This window comes from Clostridium sp. SGI.024 (genome assembly GCF_050315195.1).
In the GTDB taxonomy this organism is placed as follows: Bacteria; Bacillota; Clostridia; order Clostridiales; family Clostridiaceae; genus Clostridium.
Window position 1 is genome coordinate 1 of record NZ_JBNPON010000042.1, and the last position, 21,021, is coordinate 21,021.

A 21,021-nucleotide genomic window follows, 5' to 3' on the forward strand; every position below is an offset into this window, starting at 1 on the left:
TACTATATTTTCTCTAAGTTATTTTAAAGGTAAAAATATGATAAAATAAATATAAATATAAAAGGAGAGATTTTATGGAAGAATTATTAACAATTATGAATTTCTCTCATGTTTATGAAAATGAGAAATTTTTTCTAGATAAACAATATAATTGGATAGACTGCACAGAGATTAATGGGACTAATGGTTACTGTGATAAAAATGCATTTAATGAGATAAAGCAAAAATTGAAGGGGTTAGAACCAAAGGGAATACATTTTATAGATTCAGGTAATTATCATTATGTAAGTGAATTATGGATAAATAAGATAAAAAGAGAGTTTACTTTAGTAGTATTTGATCACCATTCAGATATGGTAAAGCCATCCTTTGGAGATATATTATCTTGTGGTTCTTGGATAATGGATGCAATAGATAAGAATAATTTTTTAAAAAATGTTCTTATAATTGGATTAAGTAAAGAACAAAAGGATACAATTCCTAATAAGTATTTAGATAAGGTAAAATGTATTTGTGACTATGATCTGAAAAGTATAAATAAAGAAAAATTGTGCGGATTTTTAGATGATAAACTTCCAATTTATATATCAATAGATAAGGATGTATTAAGTGAAAAAGTAGTTGATACATCATGGGATCAAGGTCTAATGAGTTTTGATGAATTAAAGAAATTTCTTCACATTATAATTTCTAATTATAAAATTATTGGATTAGATATATGTGGAGAAAATGATTTGAGAAAAGTTATTGAAATTAAGAATAATGATAAAGTTAATTCAATATTAATTAACTTTTTAAATAAAGAAGATCAATTTTGATATTTTGACAAGTTAAATAAAAGTAACATATATTATAGCAATAAAATATAGCAATATTTGGAGGTATAAATGAAGGTATTAATTTTATCCTGCAATACAGGGGAAGGTCATAATATAGCAGGAAAGGCAATGAAGGAAGCTTTAGAAAAGGAGGGGCATAAAGCAGTTATGCTTGATTATATGAAGCTTTCAAGTGATAGAACTTCGAAAGTTGTTGGAGGGGCTTATATTAATATTGCTAAATATACTCCACATTTTTTCTATTTTATTTATAAAGCTGCACTTAAGATATCATCAGATAAAAGAAAATCACCAGTTTATTATTCAAACTCATTAATGGCAAAGCATTTAGAAAAATATTTAGAAAAAATAAATTTGATATTATTTTAATGCCACATCTTTTCCCAGCAGAAACTATGACATATATGAAGAAAAAGAAAATGCTTAATGAAAAGACTATAGCTATAAGTACTGATTATACATGTATTCCTTTTTGGGAAGAAACTGAATGTGATGCTTATGTAATTCCACATGAAATAATGATGGATGAATATATACAAAGAGGTATTCAAAAAGAAAAGTTATATCCGTTAGGAATTCCAGTGAGGAAAGACTTTTATGTTAAAGAAGAAATGAGAAAAGCAAAGAAGGAATTAAATCTTAATACAGATAAGCCTATGTACTTAATTATGAGTGGCGGTATGGGTTTTGGGAAAATTCAGCTTTTTACTATTCAGTTAAATAGACAATGTAAAAATGGTGAACAGATTGCTGTTATATGTGGGAATAACCAAAAGTTGCGAAGCCTTTTAGAAAAAGAATTTAAGAATAAAAGTAATGTAAATATTATAGGTTACACTAATAAAATATCCACTTATATGGATGCAGCAGATGTGGTATATACAAAACCTGGTGGATTAACATCAACAGAAGTTATTGTAAAAAATAGACCCTTAGTTCATACTGCTCCTATTCCAGGATGTGAAACTAAGAATATGGAATTCTTTGTGGAAAAAGGGATGGCACTTCATTCTAAAAAAATTGCTGATCAAATTGAACAAGGCAAGACATTGCTATATAACTATGAACTAAGAAATAATATGTTAAAAAAGCAAAGAGAAAATGCTAAACTAAATGCTGCAAAGGATATTATAAAGTTAATGCATATTTTGATTAATAAAGAAGATAATTAGCATAGGAGAAGTTTATATGGGATATTTAATATTTATTATAACTGGATACCTATCAGGTAGTATATTATATGCTTACTTAATTCCAAAAATATTTTTAAAGATAGATATAAGGGGGAAGAGTACAGATCAAAATCCAGGAGTAGTAAACGCATTTATTAATGGAGGAGTTTTTTATGGAATATTAGTCCTACTATTTGAATTAGGGAAAGGATTTTTCCCAATATGGATAGCTTCAAAATCATTAAATATAGAAAATATATTGTTTTCAGGTGTTTTAGTAGCTCCTGTTTTAGGGCATGCATACCCTGTATTTAATTTAAAAAAAGGTGGGAAATCAATTGCAGTTTCCTTTGGGGTGCTTTTAGGATTATATCCAATAGTTGAGCCAGTAATTATTTTAGCATTTTTTTATATATTATTTTCAATAGTAATAATTATAAATCCACATTTTTTTAGGTCTATTATTACATTTTCATTTTTTAGTTTAACTTGCTTATTACTAGAAGATAATAGTTCAATTATCTTAGGATGTATTATTATATCAAGTATTGTTGTTTATAGACATTTTCTTAAATATCAAGGAGAGAAATTAAGAATAGTTCCTTTCTATGAGGCTTTAAAGGAAAGAGAAATTAATAGAAATAAATTTTAATCAGTAGTAGTCTAATATTAAAGAAAATCCACAAATTATTTGTGGATTATTTCTAATTAGCTATTAATTTGTGGATTAATTTTAATTAACTGTGGAGGAAAAAATATTGACAGTATCATAGAAATTAGAATATATTAAAAATAGATAGATTTCAAATAAAGAGAGGTATTTTTGTGAGTGTATAGTATCAAATAGTTAACTTAATATTGATTCCCAAAAAATCAGGTTTTTTAACCTTTATTTGTTGTGGAATTAATTAAACTATATTGATACAAGTCCGCGAATAAAAATACATGGGTATAATATACCTTTTTCTGTGATTGAATTTTTAGCTGTGGAAGTATCCATGGCTTTTTTTATTTTTATAAATTATGAAATCTATCAAGGTTTCGTGACTTGTATGCATTTAATACAGGAAAGGAATAAATAAATGGATAAAGTAACATTAGAGAAATTAAATTATTATGAATTAAAAGAAATAGTAAAGAGTTATTGTGTAAGTGGGTTAGGAAAAACTTTAATAGATAAACTTGAGCCAAGTAGCAATTTGAATATCGTAAATAAGAAACTGGATGAAACTTCAGAAGGAAGAAGGCTTTTAGAAGCTTCATACCACATACCTTTAAGTGGAATATTTGATATAACGCCTCATATTGAAAAGATTGAAAAAGGAGCATCTCTAGATCCAGAAGATCTAACTATAATAAGCGACTTTTTAAGGGGATGTAGAAAAGTTAAGCTATTTGTTAAAGATAAGGAAGGATATGCACCAACATTATGTAGTTATGGTGATAACATAACAGATTTAAGTTATATAGAAGATGAGATAAATAAGTGCATTAGAGGTTCTGTTGTAGATTCTAATGCAAGTAAGGAGCTAAAGAAGATAAGAAGGCTTATAGATGAATGTGAAGAAAAAATAAGAGAAAGATTAGATAGATTTTTAAAGAATAGTGAAAATAAACAATATATTCAAGAGTTCTTTATAAGTAAGAGAAATGGCAGATATACAATTCCAATAAAGTCAGCTTATAAGAAATATGTTAAAGGAACTGTTATTGAAGCTTCATCAAAAGGATCAACAGTATTTATGGAGCCAGATACAATTTCTAGATATACTTCAGAACTAGCTACTTTAAAAATAGAAGAAAGTATTGAAGAATATAAGATATTAGGTATGCTTACTGAAATGTTAAATGAAAGAATAAGAGATTTAAAAATAAATATAGAAGTAATAGCTGAATATGATATGATTTGGGCTAAAGCTAAGTATAGTAATGATATTTCAGGTATAAAACCTAAGTTAAATAATTATGGTTATATAAAAATAGTAGATGGAAAATATCCTTTAATAAAAAATGGAGTACCTCTTAATTTTGAAGTTGGAAAGGGTTATAGAACTTTAATCATAACAGGTCCAAATGCAGGAGGAAAGACAGTAGTTTTAAAAACTGTTGGTATTTTAACTCTTGCAGTACAATCAGGATTTCATATAGCAGCTAAAGAAGGAACAGAAATATCAGTCTTTGATAAAATATTTGTTGATATAGGAGATAATCAAAGTATTGAAAATGCATTAAGCACTTTTTCTTCTCATGTAAAGAATTTAGCAGAAATAATAAAACAAAGTACAAAATCTACTTTATTATTATTTGATGAAATAGGAAGTGGTACAGAACCAAATGAAGGGGCAGCTTTAGCTATAGCAATTTTAGAGGAGTTGTATCATAAGGGTTGTATTACAGTAGCCACTACCCATTATGGAGAAATAAAAAATTTTTCAGAATCTCATCCAGACTTCGAAAATGCTGCTATGGAATTTAAAAAGGATACACTAGAGCCTTTATATAAGCTTTATATTGGTAGAAGTGGTGATAGCAATGCCTTATATATATCTAAGAAGATGGGTATTTCTGACTCAATAATAAGTAAAGCTAGAAAGTATATAGAAACAAAAGATTATAACTACGGATTAATAAGAGAAAGTAAAGTAATAAGAAAAAAAGAAGAAATAGAAGTATTAGAATCTAAATATAATTACTGTGTAGGAGATAGGGTGATTCTATTAGATAAAAATGAAAGTGCTATAGTTTATAAAGAGATTAATGAATTAAATAATATAGTAGTGCTTTATAAAAATGATTTTGTTGAGGTAAATTATAGGAGAGTAAAATTAGATTTAAAGGCTAGTGAATTATATCCAGAAGGATATGATTTAAATCAATTATTTACAAGCTACAAGGAGAGAAAACTAGAGCATGATATAAGTCGTGGTTCAAAAAAAGTGTTGAAAAAAATAAGAAAAAATTCAATATAATATGAGAGATAGATAATTTATTAGTGATTTGTGCATAAAGATATTTTAATGGTATCGAATTTCTTTACCATTGAAATATCTTTAAATTTTCATGTTATAATGGTTTAAACTTTTAAACTATTATTAATCGATTCAATAGTATGATTTTAAAGTTAAATAAAGAAGGAATGATTAACATGAAGGATAAAATTAAAATCCATGTATTGCATTGTGGAGAGGTAGGAGTTGATCCAGCAGTCCCATTTAGAGATGTTTCTAAAAATCCAATAGCTTATACAGGAATTGGTAGAAGTAAAAAGTTGCAAATTTGGCTTCCTGTTTCTGCTTATTTGATAGAACATCCCAAAGGGCTAATTCTAATTGATACAGGATGGCATAGTGATGTTAGAATAAATCAAAGAAAACATATGTCTTATAGACTAAATATGGCAAGTAAAGCAAGACTACCTGAAGGGAAGGCAATTGATGAACAACTTTTAAAGCTTGGCATAAAGACTAAAGATTTAGATTACGTATTTATCAGTCATATGTATGTAGATCATGTTAGTGGAGTTGAACTTGTAAAAGATGCTAAAAAAATATTAATAAGTGAAGAAGAATTTAAATCTGTAGCAAAGGGGAATATAAGATATTCAAAAAGGATTTGGAAAGACGTAGATATTAAATATTTTAGTATGAAGGATTCTAAATATGGACCATTTAATAGAGCATTTGATGTTTTTGAAGATGGAACAATTCTACTAGGAGATGCAAATGGTCATACAGAAGGTAATTTTATAACAATGGTAAGGAATAATGATAAATTTGTTCTACTTACTGCAGATTGTGGATATGCGAAAGAGTCATGGGAGAATATTAGGTTACCTGGTCCTCTTTCAGATAAGGACAATATGATTAAGTCATTAAAGTGGGTACAGACTATGGCAATGGATAAAAGTTGCGTAGAAGTTTTAGCAACTCATGATCCAAATATAAAGCCACATGTAATAGAATTATAAACAATAGTTCATATAAAAGGATGGTTACAGATATGGATGAATGTAAAAAAAGAATGCTTAAATTATCAAATGATTTTAAGAGTTGCCGAAAGGCATTTATAGCCTTAGGAGATGAAACAAGACAATCAATAATTATTGCTTTACTTGAAAGTGACTGTAATGGAATTAGAGTTGGAGAAATTACTAAGAAGACACATTTATCAAGACCTGCAGTTTCTCATCATCTTCGTATATTAAAGGATTGTGGAATAATAAATATGCGTAGAGAAGGTACAATGAATTATTATTATGTTAATTCTAGTGAAACTCAATGGAGAGAGTTAACAGAGCTTATGAATTATATATATGGAATAGTACAAAGTATTCCATGTAATAATGAAATAAAAGAAATATAATAAAATATGAATGGGGGAAGAGATTATGGATATTTTACAAGCAATGAAGGAGCGTCATTCTGTACGTAGTTATACTGATCGTAAGATTGATGAAGATATACAAAAGGAATTAAATAAAGTTATTGAAGAATGTAATGCTGAAAGTGGTTTAAATATTCAGTTATGTATAGATGAACCAAAAGCCTTTGATAGTTTTATGAGCCACTATGGAAAATTTAAAAATGTAAAAAATTATATTGCTATAATAGGTAAGAAGGGCAAAGATTTCGAAGAGAAAAGTGGCTATTATGGAGAGAAAATAGTGCTTAGGGCAGCGCAATTAGGACTTAATACATGCTGGGTGGCTCTTACTTATAGCAAATCTAAAACTAAATGTATAATAAACAAGGGTGAAAAAATACATTGTGTAATTGCTTTAGGATATGGGGAAACACTTGGAGTTCAGCGTAAAACAAAAACCATAGAGGAACTTTGTAGGGTTAATGGAGAGATGCCTGATTGGTTTAAAAGCGGTATGGAGGCTACACAACTTGCCCCAACAGCTATGAATCAACAAAAGTTCATTATTACTTTGGACGGAAACGCAGTAGGTGCGAAGGCTTTAAAGGGATTTTATACAAAACTTGATCTTGGAATTGTTAAATATCATTTTGAAGTTGGGGCTGGGTACCAAGGTTGGAAGTGGGATAAAGCTTAATGACAATGACATAAAAGAGATAATTAAAACAAGAAATATTACCTTGGAGTGGTCAGATAATAAATAAAATAATTGAGAGTTTTTGTGATTCGCCATATATTTCACAATATAACTATAGCGTTGAATACAAAACTAACTTCCGTTTTAGCGTAAGCTATTGTAGATGCGAGTAAAGTCAGTCTACGGAAGTTACTTTTTCAATTTACAAATGAAAAATAAGTGTAGAAGGAGCATTCGACAAAAAAATATTGCGAAGCTCCTTTTTTATGGAGAAAAAATTATTAATTTTCTATTTGATATTTGCAAATAATGATATATAATTATTTATAATTAAAGTTTTATTTAAAAACGTTTTCTTTATAGAGTTGATTATTATTAAGTATCAATTAATGAAATAATAGGTTTCTAAACTATTAGCAACAAATGAAATATTTAATAATGGAGGTGAATATTTATCAAGTTATAATATTCGAAGAATTTATGGCTTACATAAATAAAAAGACTATTTGCTGATAACTAAATAAAATGATGACTTTGTAGAATGACGAAAATATATAAAAATATAAGTTGTTTATAAGGAAGGAAGAAGTATGAATAAAAAAAGATTGAAAAAATATTTAGTTTCTTTTTTAAGTGCATCTATGCTTTTATCGCAAGGTGTTAGTATTACTTATGCAGAGGGAATATATTCACCAGCTGAGGCTAATAAATTAGGTAATGTTAAAGAAGCAAAAGAGCTTGAATATAATGATTTAAGTCATGTATTCAATGGAGATTTTAGTAAAAATTCTCATTGGGTGACGAAAACAAATAACGCTTCTTATAACAAGTTAGAAGGAGATAATTATTATGGTATTATTGAAAAAGGAACTAGCGATGATTATCTTGTTCAATATGTTGATGTTGAGCCTGGAAAGAATTATAAGCTAACAGCTAAGGTTAAAGTTGACTCTGAAAGTAATGAGGTACCAGGTGTATTCTTAGTTGTAAAGTATGCATTAAATAGAAATTTCAAGCAAGTAGAAATTAAAAAGACTAATGGATGGGAAACATTTGAAATTGAATTTACACCTGAAGAAGGAAACAAGCAAGTAGTTGTAGGTTTAATTAAGTATGCACAAGGTAATGCTAGAACTGCATGTAGTAATGCAACTGTAAGTATAGATGATGTTAAAGTTGTTCAAGAGAAAAAGTCTGATACTGTAGTTAAGTGGACTGATGATTTTAATGGGGATAGCTTAGATACAAGTATATGGGGTTATGAATTAGGACGTATTAGAGGTAATGAACAACAACACTATGTAGATAGCGAAGAAAATGTTTTTGTTAAAGATGGTAACCTTACATTAAAAGTTACAGAACGTCCAGATGAATATAACTATACAAATCCATCAATAAGGGCTACAAATCCTAGACAAATAATTTATAATTCTGGAAGCGTAAGGACTGCTGGTCAAAAAGAATTTTTATATGGTCGTATTGAAATGAGAGCAAAGCTTCCAAAAGGAAAAGGAGCATTCCCAGCATTCTGGACATTAGGTGCAGATTTCTCATTAGATGGATTAATTGATTTAGGACAAGCTTATGGATGGCCAACTTGTGGTGAAATTGATGTTATGGAAATGATTGGTGGACCTACTGATCAACGTTTACAGTCAGGAGAAAGAGCTGCGAATGGACAAAGTAATAAAACAGTTTATGGAACTCCACATTTCTATTGGGCTAAAACTACTGACATAGATAAGGATGGAAGTTACGGTCAAAGATATGATAATGCAACAGGCGCAAGCGCTTCATTTAGAGAAGATCTTGCTAATGATTACCACATTTATGGAATTAACTGGACAGAAACAAAGATTGAATGGTATGTAGATGGTGAAATATATAATGTTATCTATTTTGATGATTTAGCTAATGAACAAATGCAAGCTGCTAAATTAAGTTTAAGTAGACCTCAATACATTCAATTAAATCTTGCTACTGGAGGTAACTGGGCAGGCGATGCTGGTGAATATCTAGCAGAAGATGATACTCAATTTGTAATTGACTGGGTAAAATGGTCACAAAATAGTGAACAAGCAGCTGCTGCAGCTGAATACTATAGTGATATGCCTACTCTTACAAGCAAATTAGATAGTAATGATAAAAATATTACTATAACTCAGGGACAAGATATTAATAGTGAAGACTTATTAAATTATGTTGAATTAAATACTGAAAATACATCAACTGAATATGAAGTTCGTTATTCTATTGAAGATGAATTTATGTTTGTAAATAATGGAATTGGACCAGATAATAACGGACAAACAAAGGTACAATTAGTGTATTCAAACTCAAGTGAAAATGGTTTAATAGATTCACTAAAAGATTTAGAAGCTGGAGCTTATAATATTCATTATACAGCTGTGCCAAAAGGAACAACTGATGGAATAAGTGATAAAGTTCCTGTAACAAGTAAATTAGCAAGAAAAACTTTAAAGTTAGTTGTTCTTCCTGAAGAATTAGCTGGCGTTGAAGGACAGAAGCTATCTTCTGTAACTTTACCTGATGGATGGTCATGGGAAAATCCTGAAACAGTATTAGATAAGAATGTAAATACTTATAATGCAGTATTTGCGAATACATTAAATGAAACTAATTTAAGAAAAACAGTATTTACTTTACCTATCAATGTAGAACAAAATCCAGGTGAAACTACAAATCCTAATATTTTAGTTAATGCTGTTTTATCATCAGATTCTAGTGATAATATTTCTGAAGATTCTTTAAAGAAAGTTGAAAAAGAAGTTGTGACTATAGTTGAAAATATACTTGCTGGTAAAGTAGTCACACAAGTTGATGATAATGCTAAAAAGAAAATAGAAGATGCTGTTGCAGCTAGAAAAACAATAGTATCAAAGGTTATTGTTAACTCAAAAGAAGCAAATAATGTTTCTGAAACAGATAAGAACTCAATTGATGCTATAGTAAAAGATAATGAAAAGGTTGCAAATTATTTAGATATACAAGTTGTAATAAGCATAGATGATGAAATAGTTGATGCAATAGACAACCTTTCAGAAGAAATAGAAATAAAGGTTAATATTCCACAGGAGTATCAAGATAAGGAAATATTCTATATAGTAAGACTACATGATGGAAAAGCTGAAAAACTTGCTACAAAGAGAGAGGGAAATATTTTAACATTTGCAACAGACAGGTTCTCTATTTATGCATTAGTTTATGAGGAAAATGGTGTTATAAGTAGTGAGAATATTATTTCTTATAATACAGATGTTAATACTATTTCAGGCACTAATACTACTACTAATACAAATTCTATAGTTAACACAGGTGATGAGTTTGCTATTATACCTTATGTATTATTAGCATTATGTGCTATGAGTGGATTAGTTATTTTAAAGAGAAAAAAAGCTTACTAGTCTTTAGAAATTATGTAAGAGTGAAGATTTTAATATCTTTAGTAATCTAAAAATATATTTAAATGGGGCTATGGCACTGAAATTTGGTGCGTAGCTCTTTTTTATTGAAAGGTTATGATATAAATAATAATTTACAATTATGTAATTTAATAAACGAATTGAAAAAATATGTAATTATATTATATAATGAATTATATACAAAAAATATTAAGATGATTTCTGAAAATATAATTTTAAGTTAAGTAAAATAATAAAGTATAATATTTCAAAAAAATTAAAATATTATATATAGGATTAGCGAAAGGAGTTGAATTAAATGAAAAATTTATTAGGAAAAGCTTTTATGGTTGAAGGTATAATATTAGCCTTACTAGGAGTAATTTTTCTTATAAATCCAGTAAATGCATTTTTAAGTTTCACAAAAATATGTGGATTTTTTATAATAATAGCAGCTGTATTAAGAATAATTGGAGGATTTGTAAGCTATTCAAAGTTATATTACATACTAACAGGAATTATAGATTTATTATTTGGTATATTGGTATGGAGAAATCCTGTAGCAACAGTTGAAAATCTAATTTTAATATATGGAATATGGACATTTATAAAAGGTATGTATAATATGGTTATAATTTCAAAATATCAATTATTAGGCTTTAACTTGTTAACAATCTTATCTATTATATCTATAGTATTAGGTGGATTTATAACACTTTGTCCTATAGTTATTTCATTTACTTTAAAATATATTCCTTATGCTATAGGAGTATATCTTGTATTTATAGCAATTTTTGAAATGTATATTGGATATAAAATAAAGAAAATTAATATTTAGAGATAATAATCAAGGTAATAGAAGTTGAATATTTAAGAAAATCATAAATTTAGTATAACAGAAATTTAATGTAGATATTAAAAAAGGAGCTAGTCTAAGTAATCATATGATTGCTTGCGACTAGCTTTATTAGTTAGTTTTTATTCATTAAATATAATCTATGACAATTAGGTTAAAAAAACAAAAAATATAAGAATCTAAGAGAGGTAAGAAGATTTATAAAAATATAAGTTTCTTATTGACTAATACCTAGGGGATTACCTTAACATATTATTAGAGGTGGTTATATGTTTATAAATGAGGTGTGTAAGTTAACTGGATTAACAAAGAAGGCTATTTCATATTATGAAAAGCAAAAATTGATAAGGCCTATGAAAGGTGATAATGGATATAGAGAATATACTCAAGAAGATGTGTTGCTATTAAAGTAGATATCTATTTATAGAAAACTAGATATACCCATTAAGGATATAAAGGAAATAATAAAAAGTGAAGATAAGAAATCAACTATAAGTAACATAATTGAGAAAAAGCAGAAACAAGAAATTCAAATAAAATTTCAAAAAATGTATTTAGAAAGAATTATAGATAATGAGTTCACTGAAAATTATATAAATAAGCTAAATGAAGAAATTATAGAAAATGAAAGAAATAGTGGAGATTTTATTAGAAAAGAATTAATTAGAGCATTCCCAAGTGGAATAGGAAAATATCTAGCATATCATTTTGCACCATATTTAAATGAGCCCTTAGATACGGCAGAGAAGTATAAAGCTTTAAGTGAAATAATTGAGTTTTTAGATAATGTTCCAGAAATAAAAATACCTAAATTTATTGAACTTGGATATGAAAATATGACAGATGATATGTATAAAAGTATTAACGAAGGTATGAAGAATGAAATAAATAATATGTTAAATGCTGAAGGACAAGAATTAGAAGTTTATAAGAAAAAAATATTAGATAGCATAGATAGGCGAAATCATAAGTCATTAAGAAAGTTTATGAATCCATATAATAAGTTTAAAAAACAACTTAATGAATTTTTTATTAGTAGTGGGTATTATGATATATTTATATCTAATATGAAGATATTAAGCAGTGATTACAGAGAGTATCAGGATAAGTTAGTAGAGTTGAATGAATTAATGTCTAAAGAAATGGGAATCAAGTATGATGAAAATATGAATATAATAAAAATAAATAACTAATGTATAAATGCAAATTTAATTTGTTGAAAAAATTCATCTAAATAGTACCTTTTCTAGTAGGGTAGAATATTATGCTACTAGAAAGGATGTGATAAAAAATGAATTATGAAAGAGCTGATTATGGTGGTTTACAGGAATTATATGATGAGTGCAATAGTTTAATGGGCTACCATATAACCATAGTTATGAAAGATGGAAGCACATTAGATGGAATGATTGAGAAAGTAGATGCTAACGGAATTACTATGTTAGTTGGAGAAGATGTTATGGATGATGAAGAGGATATGGATCAATCTATGAATCAATCCAATGTACAAAGGCAATTTGGAAAAGGTCGTAGAATGAGAAGACATAGAAGATTTAGACGTAGAGGTTTTCCGTTCAATTCTATTAAGAGAGTTTTCCCTATAATTTATCCGTATCCATTTTTCCCATTTTTCCTTTTTAATAAATTAAAGACCACTAAATCAAAATTAATTCTAGCTTAGCAGAGTTAATCCTCATATTGTAATATGATATAATAAAATTAAATATAATTACAACTAAGGAGGAATTTATGTTTAAAGTAGCAATCTTTGATTTAGATGGGACATTACTAAATACATTAGATGATTTAGCTAATGCTTGTAATTATGCCTTAAATAAATTTTCTTTTCCAACACATGAAGTTGAAGAATATAAGAAGTTTATTGGAAATGGAATATATAAGTTAGTTGAAAGAGCTGTACCTAATAATAAAAAGGATAAGGAAACAGTTGAAAAAGTATTAGAAATATTTAGCGAATATTATAATGAACATATGATAGAGATGACCAAGCCCTATGAAGGAATAATAACTCTCTTAGATGAGCTAAGAGTAAAAGGAATAAAACTTGCAGTTGTATCAAATAAAAAGCATGAATTTACAATAGAAATTGTAAATAAGTATTTTAGCAATAGATTTGATGTGATATTGGGACATAGAGAAAATTATAAAGAGAAGCCTGATCCAACTTCAGTCTTAGAAATAATAAAGAAATTTAATGTTTCAAAGAGTGAATGTATTTATATAGGAGATTCAAATGTAGATGTAATGACAGCAAGAAATTCTGGTATTAAGTGTATAGGTGTTTCTTGGGGCTTTAGAGGTAAGGAGGAGTTAGCCAAGGCACAGGCTGATTACTTAGCAGATAATACAATAGAACTAAAAAATATAATAATAAATTATTAATAGGAAAATAGTAGCTTGTTTTAATGTTAGCTACTATTTTTCATATCTAAATTAATACAGATATAATATATATATTTAACGGTTATTGACATCCTTATAACTAGGAGTTAAATTTAAAGTATAGAGCGTTGAAAACGTATACTTGATGTAAAAATTAAAATTTAGAACTAATTAAATATCTATAAAAAGTACTACAGTATTGATTAATATAGATAAAAATCATAAGGAGGGTGGATTAAAATAAAAGAAATAATAATATAGAAAGGAGAAGACCACTTATTAAATTTTTTCATGTTACCCCTTGATTATTATATAGATAAGATGAATTTTTTTATAAGCAGAAGTTGAGTACTTACCACATCTTAACTTTTAATGATTAAGTTTTGCTTAATATTTTTATACAGAAAAAATGTTTGTTAGATTATCATTTTTACTTATTGTATATTGTGCTGTTAGAAAAAAATTTAATTACTATAGTATATTTTAAAATATTCAATTGATAAGGAGGAAAAAACATGAATAGATTAATTAATACTCCTATAGATAAGGCTCAGGAAACTATAGATGAATTATATGGAGATTTACAAAGAAGAATAGCTGTTAGTCCTAAAAGATCATGTCCAGTAGATTTAGCGGCTGCTTTCTTAAGAATATGTCAGTGCCATACATGTGGTAAATGTGTACCATGTAGAATAGGGCTTAAGCAACTTGAAAATTTAATAGATGATGTATTAGAAGGAAGAGGCACAGAGGATACTCTTAAGCTTATACAAAGAACAGCAGAGGGAATTGCAGATTCAGCAGACTGCGCATTAGGCTATGAGGCAGCTGAAATGGTGTTAACTGGAATAAAAGGATTTAGAGATGATTATGAGCTTCATATAAATGGTTATGATTGTGTAGAGAGACATGAAAAGTCTATACCTTGTACAGAACAGTGTCCAGCAGAAGTTGATATACCAGGATATATAGCTTTAGTAGAGGAAGGAAGATATGCTGATGCAGTTAGACTTATAAGAAAGGACAATCCACTTCCTTTAACATGTGCTCTAGTTTGTGAACATCCTTGTGAAAGTAAATGCAGAAGGAATAATTTAGATTACTCCGTAAATATAAGAGGGTTAAAAAGAACAGCTGTAGAAGAGGCAGGCTATGTTCCCATACCTAAACCTTATCCACCAACAGATAAATCTGTTGCTATAGTAGGAGGAGGGCCAAGTGGTCTTACAGCTGCTTATTACTTAAGTCTTATGGGACATAAAGTAACAATTTTTGAAAAAAGAAAAAAGCTTGGAGGAATGCTTCAATATGGAATTCCTAATTATAGATTGCCTAAAGACATGTTAGAAAGAGAAATAAGAACTATATTATCTAATGGAGTTGAGGTGAAGACAGAAGTTTCCATTGGAAAAGATATTTTAATGGAGGAACTTAGAGAAAAATATGATGCAGTATATGTATCAATTGGAGCACATGGTCATAAGAAGCTTGGAATACCAGGAGAAGACTCACCATCTGTAATATCAGCTGTACAACTTTTAAGAGAAGTTGCTGATGATAAATCACCTGATTTTAGAGGAAAGAGTATTGTAGTAATAGGTGGAGGAAATGTTGCTATGGATGCAGCAAGAACCTCAATTAGACTTGGTGCATCTGAAGTAAATATAGTATACAGAAGAAGAAAAATAGATATGACAGCATTAGCTGATGAGATAGAAGGAGCTATAGCAGAAGGGTGTGAAGTTATTGAACTAATGGCACCAATAAGTATAGAGGAAGATGGAAAAGACAAGATAAGAGGTGCATGGTTCCAACCTCAAATTATAGGACCTATAGAAAATAGGAGGGCAAAACCTCTTAATTCTAAGAGAGAACCTGAATTTATACCATGTGATATTGTAATAGTTGCTGTAGGTCAAGATATCGAATCTAAGTATTTTGAAAATTGTGGAATAAGTACTAAGAGGGGAAGAATTATTGTATCAGAATCAGGAGAAGTATGTGGTGAAAAAGGAATATTTGCAGTAGGTGATTGCGTTACAGGACCATCTACAGTAATTAAAGCAATAGCTTCTGGTAAAGTTGCTGCAGCCAATATCGATAGTTATTTTGGATACAAGCATATAATAAAAAATGATGTAGAAATACCACCTATTAAATTTAAAAGTAGTATTTCATGGGGAAGATCTAATATGTATGAAAGGTCAGCGAAGGAAAGAGTTTTAGATTTTAATATGGTTGAAAAATCTCTTACATTAGAAGAAGCAAAACAGGAAGCAGGAAGATGTTTACGTTGTGATCATTTAGGCTGTGGAGCCTTCAAGGGAGGTAGAGTAGATAAATGGTAAGTCTTATAATAGATAATAAAAAAGTATTTGTGCCTAGAGAAATTACAATTCTTGAAGCAGCAAGAATTGCGGGAATAGAAATACCTACACTTTGCTACTTAAAGGATATCAATGAAATAGGAGCCTGTAGAGTTTGCTTAGTTGAGATTGAAGGAGTTAATAAACTTGCAGCAGCATGTAATACTCCTGTTTCAGACGGAATGGTTATTAGGACTAATAGCCCAAGAGTTAGAAAAGCTAGGAAGATTAATGTAGAACTTATACTTTCACAGCATAATTTCCGTTGTGCTACATGTACTAGGAATGGAAGCTGTAGGCTTCAAAGTATATCAAGAGATTTAGGAATAAATTATTTGCCTTATAAAGAAGAAATAAAATATAAACCTTGGAGAAAGGATTTTCCTTTAATAAGAGATAATGAAAAATGTATAAAGTGTATGAGATGCGTTCAAGTATGTAATAAAGTTCAATCTTTAGGAGTATGGGATACAACAGGAAGTGGTTCTAGAACTAATATTGGTGTATATAAAAATAATAGAATAGAGGATACAAATTGTTCTTTATGTGGACAATGTATAACTCATTGTCCAGTAGGAGCCTTAGTTGAGAGAGATGATACTGAAAAAGTTTTTGAAGCATTAGCAGATCCAGAAATTATTACAGTAGTACAGATAGCCCCTGCAGTTAGAGTTGCTTGGGGAGAAGAAATAGGACTTTCTAGGGAAGAAGCTACTGTAGGAAAAATAGTGGATGCACTTAGAAGAATAGGCTTTGATTATGTATTTGATACTAGCTTCGCTGCTGATTTAACTATAATGGAGGAAGGTACTGAATTAGTTAAAAAGTTAAAAAATGGTTATAAACCTCCAATGTTTACATCATGTTGCCCTGGATGGGTACGATTTATAAAATCCGAATATCCAGAATATGTATCAAAACTTTCTACAGCAAAGTCTCCACAACAAATGTTTGGCGCAATAACAAAGACATACTTTGCAGAAAAGATGAATATTGATCCAAGCAAAATATACTGTATATCAATAATGCCATGTACTGCAAAAAAATACGAAAAGGATATAGTAGGTATAAATGGATCAGATGCAGATATAGATGTAGATGCAGTGCTAACAACAAGAGAGCTTGTAAAGATGATAAGAGCAGAGCATATAAATCCTAAGGATTTAAAAGATGAAGATATGGATAGTATACTAGGAGATGGAACAGGAGCAGGCATTATTTTTGGAGCTACAGGAGGAGTAATGGAGGCTGCATTAAGAAGTGCTTATTACTTGCTTACAGGAGAAAATCCAAAGGCTGATAGCTTCAAAAAAGTAAGAGGAATGAATGGATGGAAAGAAGCTGAATTTGCTATTGGAAGCAATATTTTAAGAGTAGCTGTAGCAAGCGGTCTTGGTAATGCTAGAAAGCTTATGGATGCTATAGAAAGAGATGAAGTTAAATATGATTTTGTTGAAATAATGGCATGTCCTGGAGGTTGCTCTGGAGGCGGTGGACAACCGATATTCTATAATCAAGAGCTTGCAGAGGATAGAGCTGATGTGTTATATGGTCTTGATAGAAATTCTAAATGGAGATTTTCTCATGAAAACCCTATGGTAATTAAGTGCTATAATGAATATTTAGGTGAACCACTTTCTAGAAGGGCACATGATCTTCTTCATTTTTCACATAGTAAATCTCGCTAATATGTAGGGCTTTTAAAGTAAATATTCATTTTTAATAAGAAAACAAATAAGAGAGTTGATTTGTATTTTATCAACTCTCTTATTTATTGTTGTTATTACATTAAATTTTAAGATTATTATAAGGTTACTAAATTACAATATTATTACAAATAATAAATATAGAATAACAATTTACAACTTTAATACATCTCTATGATATTATATTAGATTTAAGGAGGATACTTATATGCAAAGAATATTGATAGTTGAAGATGAAGAGCCAATATCAAATTTAATAAAAATTAATTTAATTGCAGAAGGATATATGTGTAAGTGTGTTTTTAATGGAATTGATGCTGCAAATATAATTGAAGATGAAAAGTTTGATTTAATTTTATTAGATATTATGTTACCAGGTATTGATGGATATGAACTTTTAGAATATATAAAACCACTTAAAATTCCTGTAATATTTATAACTGCCAAGGGAACAGTAGAAAATAGAATAAAAGGTTTAAAGTTAGGAGCAGATGATTATATAGTAAAGCCATTTCAAATTGGAGAGTTAATAGCAAGGATAGAAGCTGTCTTAAGAAGAGTAAATGGAGGAGATAAGACTTATGATATTTTAGGTGTTAAGATAAATCCAAGTTCTAGATCTGTCATTAAGGATGGTAAATATGTTGATTTAACAGTAAAAGAATTTGATTTATTGTTAGAACTTATACGTAACAAAAATATAGCACTATACAGAAATCAATTATATGAAAGAGTATGGCAAGAAGAGTTTATGGGAGATACAAGAACTATTGATTTACATATTCAAAGGTTAAGAAAAAAATTAGGATGGGAAAATAATATAAAAACAGTATTTAGAATAGGATATAGATTAGAGGTATAAAGTTTTATGAAGCTGTATGTAAAGATATTTTTATGCTCTATAGCAACCCTAAGTTTATTCTTATCATTATCAGCATATGTTTTAATTTCATCTTCTTTTAAAAATTATATGAACAGAGAAATTGATCAAGCAAAAAATCAGTATACCTATATAAAATATAATATTCAATCTAAGTTATTAATGAGTAAAAATAGAAAACAATCAATAAAAGAAAAATATGATTTATCTATTTTAGATGTTTCAAGATATACAATTGAGGGAAACCAAATAGTATTGCTTAGTGAAGATAAAAAAATAATATCCTCTAATCTACCAAATAATATAAGTCTTGATATAGTAAATTTAATAAAAGAAGATTCAATAATATGTAAGATAGAAGATTTAAATGATAGTCAACTTATTATGGTTGGAGGAAGTTTTAAGCATGATGATAGTATATATTATTTAGTTTCAGCTACAAATATAAGTGGAATTTTATCTCATAAGAAGGATATGGAAAAAAACTTTGATTTGATTTATTTTATCGCTATTTTAGCTGGAGCAGTAGTTATGATGATATTATCTACTTTAATTACAAGACCAATTAAAAAGCTGATTAAGTCAAGTTCGAGAATTGCTAGTGGGTATTATAATGAGTATTTAGATTATAGTGACAATGGCGAGTTAGGGGAATTAGCTAAAAGTTTTAATATGATGTCTGAAGCTATAGAAGAAAAAATTCAAGAGTTAGAAATTGATTCAGAAAGAAAAGAAGACTTTGTTACTAACTTTGCTCATGAATTAAAAACACCATTAACATCTGTTATAGGATATGCAGATATGATTTATCATAGAGAGTTACCCAAAGAAGAAATAAAAAATGCTGCTAGATATATTTTGGATGAAGGTCTAAGATTAGAGGCTTTATCCTTTAAGCTTATGGATTTAACAATGCTTAATAAGCAAAATTTTATTTTGGAACAATTAAGTAGTAAAGAAGTATTTCAAAATATTTTAGATACAATAAATCCAATAATTAAAGAAAAAAATATTAATATTTCTTTAGATGTAGAAGATGAATATATAGAAATTGAATTTGATTTATTTAAAATGTTAATTTTGAATCTACTGGATAACTCCATTAAAGCAGATTCAAATAAGTTAAAAATAATAGGTTATAAAATTAATGATAATAGATATCACATTGAGGTCAATGATAATGGAAGAGGTATTCCAAGGGAAGAAATAGATAGGATAACAGAAGCTTTTTATATGGTTGATAAATCAAGATCTAGAGCACAACATGGTGTTGGACTTGGATTAGCATTATGTGAGAAAATAGCTAAAATTCATAAAAGTAATTTGAAAATTTCTAGTGAAGTAAATAGAGGAACAATAGTCTCTTTAGAGGTATATGTTAGTGGAGGTAATCCATAATGAAGAATAAAAAGAAATCAACTTTAATTGGGGTTATATTAATTGTTATAATTATTATAGGTGGATGGGGACTTACTAGATTTTTACTATATAATCAAGAAAAGAGACTTTTATCAGAAGTTCAAGAATATAGAAATGATATTAATAGTAACAATTCAATTAGCAATAGTGATTTAACTACAGAAGAAATTAGAAATATATTAATTACTTGGAATGATAATAGAGATATAAAAGTTCATGAACCAATTATAAATCAGTTAACTATGGATGAAGCAGTAAGTAAAGCAATTGAAGATATAAAATATTTTTGTGAAAAAGGAGTACTTCCCAAAGACTTTGAGGAAATAGATAACTACTGGAATACACAAGCTTTTTTAGGTAGAAAGTCAGTTGAAGAAACAAGAATTAATTATGCATATAGTTATTGGATAATTAGATTTAAAAGTGATGGATTAAATATAGAAGTAAAGCAAAATGCATATACAGGAGATATATGGAGTATAGTAGCATATGACTTTACAGAAGATAAAAAAGAAAATATTAACATAGAGGAAGCCTTAAAAATATATGCAGATTACCTAGGAATAAATATGAGTAATTATAGTAAAAGTGAGCTTGGTTATGGTAGTCTAACATCAGAAGATTCAATGTTATTACTTACTATACAAAGCAATTTAGAAAATGACAAACTAAGTTCTTTAATTGAAATATCTTTATTGCCAAACTAACAAACAATTTAATCATAAAAATTTAATAAATAAATTACAACTAAGATACATTTTATATACTTAAACATTACAAGCTCCTCCTATTATAAATAGTTAGTGTAAAGTTTTTACACTATCTATAAATAGTTAGTGTAAAAACTTTACACTAACTATTTATAATAGGAGGAGTTAAAATGAAAAGTATTGATAAAT

19 protein-coding genes and 1 pseudogene are annotated in these 21,021 nt (G+C 28.3%); all 20 read left to right on the plus strand.

The window, feature by feature from the left end; genetic code table 11:
• Nucleotides 1–74: 74 nt before the first annotated feature.
• The 20 genes and pseudogenes from ACQRD5_RS11605 to ACQRD5_RS11700 all read left to right on the plus strand — a co-directional run bounded on the left by ACQRD5_RS11605 (nucleotide 75) and on the right by ACQRD5_RS11700 (nucleotide 20,829).
• Entirely contained in the window at nucleotides 75–818 is a 744-nt protein-coding gene (locus tag ACQRD5_RS11605) for an arginase family protein (RefSeq protein WP_291632072.1), read from the plus strand.
• Nucleotides 819–887: 69 nt separating this feature from the next.
• A complete protein-coding gene (locus tag ACQRD5_RS11610; RefSeq protein ID WP_294170800.1) occupies nucleotides 888–1,208 on the plus strand; it encodes a hypothetical protein in 321 nt (106 codons plus the stop codon).
• Entirely contained in the window at nucleotides 1,202–2,011 is an 810-nt protein-coding gene (locus tag ACQRD5_RS11615; protein WP_336624148.1) for an MGDG synthase family glycosyltransferase, read from the plus strand. The genes ACQRD5_RS11610 and ACQRD5_RS11615 overlap by 7 nt, the downstream gene beginning before the upstream one ends.
• A gap of 16 nt (nucleotides 2,012–2,027) precedes the next feature.
• A complete protein-coding gene (locus tag ACQRD5_RS11620; protein ID WP_294170798.1) occupies nucleotides 2,028–2,663 on the plus strand; it encodes a glycerol-3-phosphate acyltransferase in 636 nt (211 codons plus the stop codon).
• Nucleotides 2,664–3,093: 430 nt separating this feature from the next.
• Entirely contained in the window at nucleotides 3,094–4,980 is a 1,887-nt protein-coding gene (locus ACQRD5_RS11625; protein WP_320628250.1) for an endonuclease MutS2, read from the plus strand.
• Nucleotides 4,981–5,156: 176 nt separating this feature from the next.
• A complete protein-coding gene (locus ACQRD5_RS11630) occupies nucleotides 5,157–5,978 on the plus strand; it encodes an N-acyl homoserine lactonase family protein (RefSeq protein WP_294170795.1) in 822 nt (273 codons plus the stop codon).
• A 32-nt stretch (nucleotides 5,979–6,010) separates the two neighbouring features.
• Nucleotides 6,011–6,373: an ArsR/SmtB family transcription factor gene (locus ACQRD5_RS11635; protein WP_291629302.1), complete on the plus strand. Its 363-nt coding sequence runs from the start codon at nucleotides 6,011–6,013 to the stop codon at nucleotides 6,371–6,373.
• 25 nt (nucleotides 6,374–6,398) lie between these two features.
• Entirely contained in the window at nucleotides 6,399–7,070 is a 672-nt protein-coding gene (locus ACQRD5_RS11640) for a nitroreductase family protein (RefSeq protein WP_294362277.1), read from the plus strand.
• A pseudogene (locus ACQRD5_RS11645) lies at nucleotides 7,000–7,189 on the plus strand (DUF6323 family protein); the annotation flags it as partial. The gene ACQRD5_RS11640 and the pseudogene ACQRD5_RS11645, both read left to right, overlap by 71 nt.
• A gap of 471 nt (nucleotides 7,190–7,660) precedes the next feature.
• Nucleotides 7,661–10,495: a family 16 glycosylhydrolase gene (locus ACQRD5_RS11650; RefSeq protein WP_427746842.1), complete on the plus strand. Its 2,835-nt coding sequence runs from the start codon at nucleotides 7,661–7,663 to the stop codon at nucleotides 10,493–10,495.
• A 316-nt stretch (nucleotides 10,496–10,811) separates the two neighbouring features.
• Entirely contained in the window at nucleotides 10,812–11,330 is a 519-nt protein-coding gene (locus ACQRD5_RS11655) for an HdeD family acid-resistance protein (RefSeq protein WP_294362273.1), read from the plus strand.
• 287 nt (nucleotides 11,331–11,617) lie between these two features.
• Nucleotides 11,618–11,761, plus strand: a complete 144-nt coding sequence (locus ACQRD5_RS11660; RefSeq protein ID WP_291629309.1) for a MerR family transcriptional regulator — start codon at nucleotides 11,618–11,620, stop codon at nucleotides 11,759–11,761.
• Nucleotides 11,762–11,896: 135 nt separating this feature from the next.
• Nucleotides 11,897–12,541 carry a hypothetical protein gene (locus ACQRD5_RS11665; protein ID WP_291629311.1) on the plus strand — a complete coding sequence of 215 codons (645 nt, stop codon included), beginning with the start codon at nucleotides 11,897–11,899 and terminating at the stop codon, nucleotides 12,539–12,541.
• Between the two features lie 98 nt (nucleotides 12,542–12,639).
• Complete coding sequence (locus tag ACQRD5_RS11670; RefSeq protein WP_294362269.1) at nucleotides 12,640–13,029, plus strand: hypothetical protein; 390 nt, start codon at nucleotides 12,640–12,642, stop codon at nucleotides 13,027–13,029.
• 68 nt (nucleotides 13,030–13,097) lie between these two features.
• On the plus strand, nucleotides 13,098–13,751 hold the full coding sequence (locus tag ACQRD5_RS11675) for an HAD family hydrolase (protein WP_294362266.1): 654 nt from the start codon (nucleotides 13,098–13,100) through the stop codon (nucleotides 13,749–13,751).
• 515 nt (nucleotides 13,752–14,266) lie between these two features.
• Nucleotides 14,267–16,099, plus strand: a complete 1,833-nt coding sequence (locus tag ACQRD5_RS11680) for an NAD(P)-binding protein (protein ID WP_291629317.1) — start codon at nucleotides 14,267–14,269, stop codon at nucleotides 16,097–16,099.
• Complete coding sequence (locus ACQRD5_RS11685) at nucleotides 16,093–17,805, plus strand: NADH-dependent [FeFe] hydrogenase, group A6 (protein WP_294168508.1); 1,713 nt, start codon at nucleotides 16,093–16,095, stop codon at nucleotides 17,803–17,805. Before ACQRD5_RS11680 ends, ACQRD5_RS11685 begins: the two co-directional genes overlap by 7 nt.
• A gap of 226 nt (nucleotides 17,806–18,031) precedes the next feature.
• Entirely contained in the window at nucleotides 18,032–18,685 is a 654-nt protein-coding gene (locus tag ACQRD5_RS11690) for a response regulator transcription factor (protein WP_291629321.1), read from the plus strand.
• 6 nt (nucleotides 18,686–18,691) lie between these two features.
• A complete protein-coding gene (locus ACQRD5_RS11695) occupies nucleotides 18,692–20,101 on the plus strand; it encodes a sensor histidine kinase (protein ID WP_294168511.1) in 1,410 nt (469 codons plus the stop codon).
• Nucleotides 20,101–20,829, plus strand: a complete 729-nt coding sequence (locus ACQRD5_RS11700; protein ID WP_294168513.1) for a hypothetical protein — start codon at nucleotides 20,101–20,103, stop codon at nucleotides 20,827–20,829. Before ACQRD5_RS11695 ends, ACQRD5_RS11700 begins: the two co-directional genes overlap by 1 nt.
• Nucleotides 20,830–21,021 lie beyond the last annotated feature (192 nt).

Bases quoted from the DNA above. Each gene is read 5' to 3' on its own strand.
- ACQRD5_RS11700 (WP_294168513.1), top strand. From the start codon at position 20,101: ATGAAGAATAAAAAGAAATCAACTTTAATTGGGGTTATATTAATTGTT.
- ACQRD5_RS11695 (WP_294168511.1), top strand. From the start codon at position 18,692: ATGAAGCTGTATGTAAAGATATTTTTATGCTCTATAGCAACCCTAAGT.
- ACQRD5_RS11685 (WP_294168508.1), top strand. From the start codon at position 16,093: ATGGTAAGTCTTATAATAGATAATAAAAAAGTATTTGTGCCTAGAGAA.
- ACQRD5_RS11655 (WP_294362273.1), top strand. From the start codon at position 10,812: ATGAAAAATTTATTAGGAAAAGCTTTTATGGTTGAAGGTATAATATTA.
- ACQRD5_RS11690 (WP_291629321.1), top strand. From the start codon at position 18,032: ATGCAAAGAATATTGATAGTTGAAGATGAAGAGCCAATATCAAATTTA.
- ACQRD5_RS11665 (WP_291629311.1), top strand. From the start codon at position 11,897: ATGTATTTAGAAAGAATTATAGATAATGAGTTCACTGAAAATTATATA.
- ACQRD5_RS11650 (WP_427746842.1), top strand. From the start codon at position 7,661: ATGAATAAAAAAAGATTGAAAAAATATTTAGTTTCTTTTTTAAGTGCA.
- ACQRD5_RS11620 (WP_294170798.1), top strand. From the start codon at position 2,028: ATGGGATATTTAATATTTATTATAACTGGATACCTATCAGGTAGTATA.
- ACQRD5_RS11605 (WP_291632072.1), top strand. From the start codon at position 75: ATGGAAGAATTATTAACAATTATGAATTTCTCTCATGTTTATGAAAAT.
- ACQRD5_RS11675 (WP_294362266.1), top strand. From the start codon at position 13,098: ATGTTTAAAGTAGCAATCTTTGATTTAGATGGGACATTACTAAATACA.
- ACQRD5_RS11610 (WP_294170800.1), top strand. From the start codon at position 888: ATGAAGGTATTAATTTTATCCTGCAATACAGGGGAAGGTCATAATATA.
- ACQRD5_RS11640 (WP_294362277.1), top strand. From the start codon at position 6,399: ATGGATATTTTACAAGCAATGAAGGAGCGTCATTCTGTACGTAGTTAT.
- ACQRD5_RS11670 (WP_294362269.1), top strand. From the start codon at position 12,640: ATGAATTATGAAAGAGCTGATTATGGTGGTTTACAGGAATTATATGAT.
- ACQRD5_RS11625 (WP_320628250.1), top strand. From the start codon at position 3,094: ATGGATAAAGTAACATTAGAGAAATTAAATTATTATGAATTAAAAGAA.
- ACQRD5_RS11635 (WP_291629302.1), top strand. From the start codon at position 6,011: ATGGATGAATGTAAAAAAAGAATGCTTAAATTATCAAATGATTTTAAG.
- ACQRD5_RS11630 (WP_294170795.1), top strand. From the start codon at position 5,157: ATGAAGGATAAAATTAAAATCCATGTATTGCATTGTGGAGAGGTAGGA.
- ACQRD5_RS11680 (WP_291629317.1), top strand. From the start codon at position 14,267: ATGAATAGATTAATTAATACTCCTATAGATAAGGCTCAGGAAACTATA.
- ACQRD5_RS11660 (WP_291629309.1), top strand. From the start codon at position 11,618: ATGTTTATAAATGAGGTGTGTAAGTTAACTGGATTAACAAAGAAGGCT.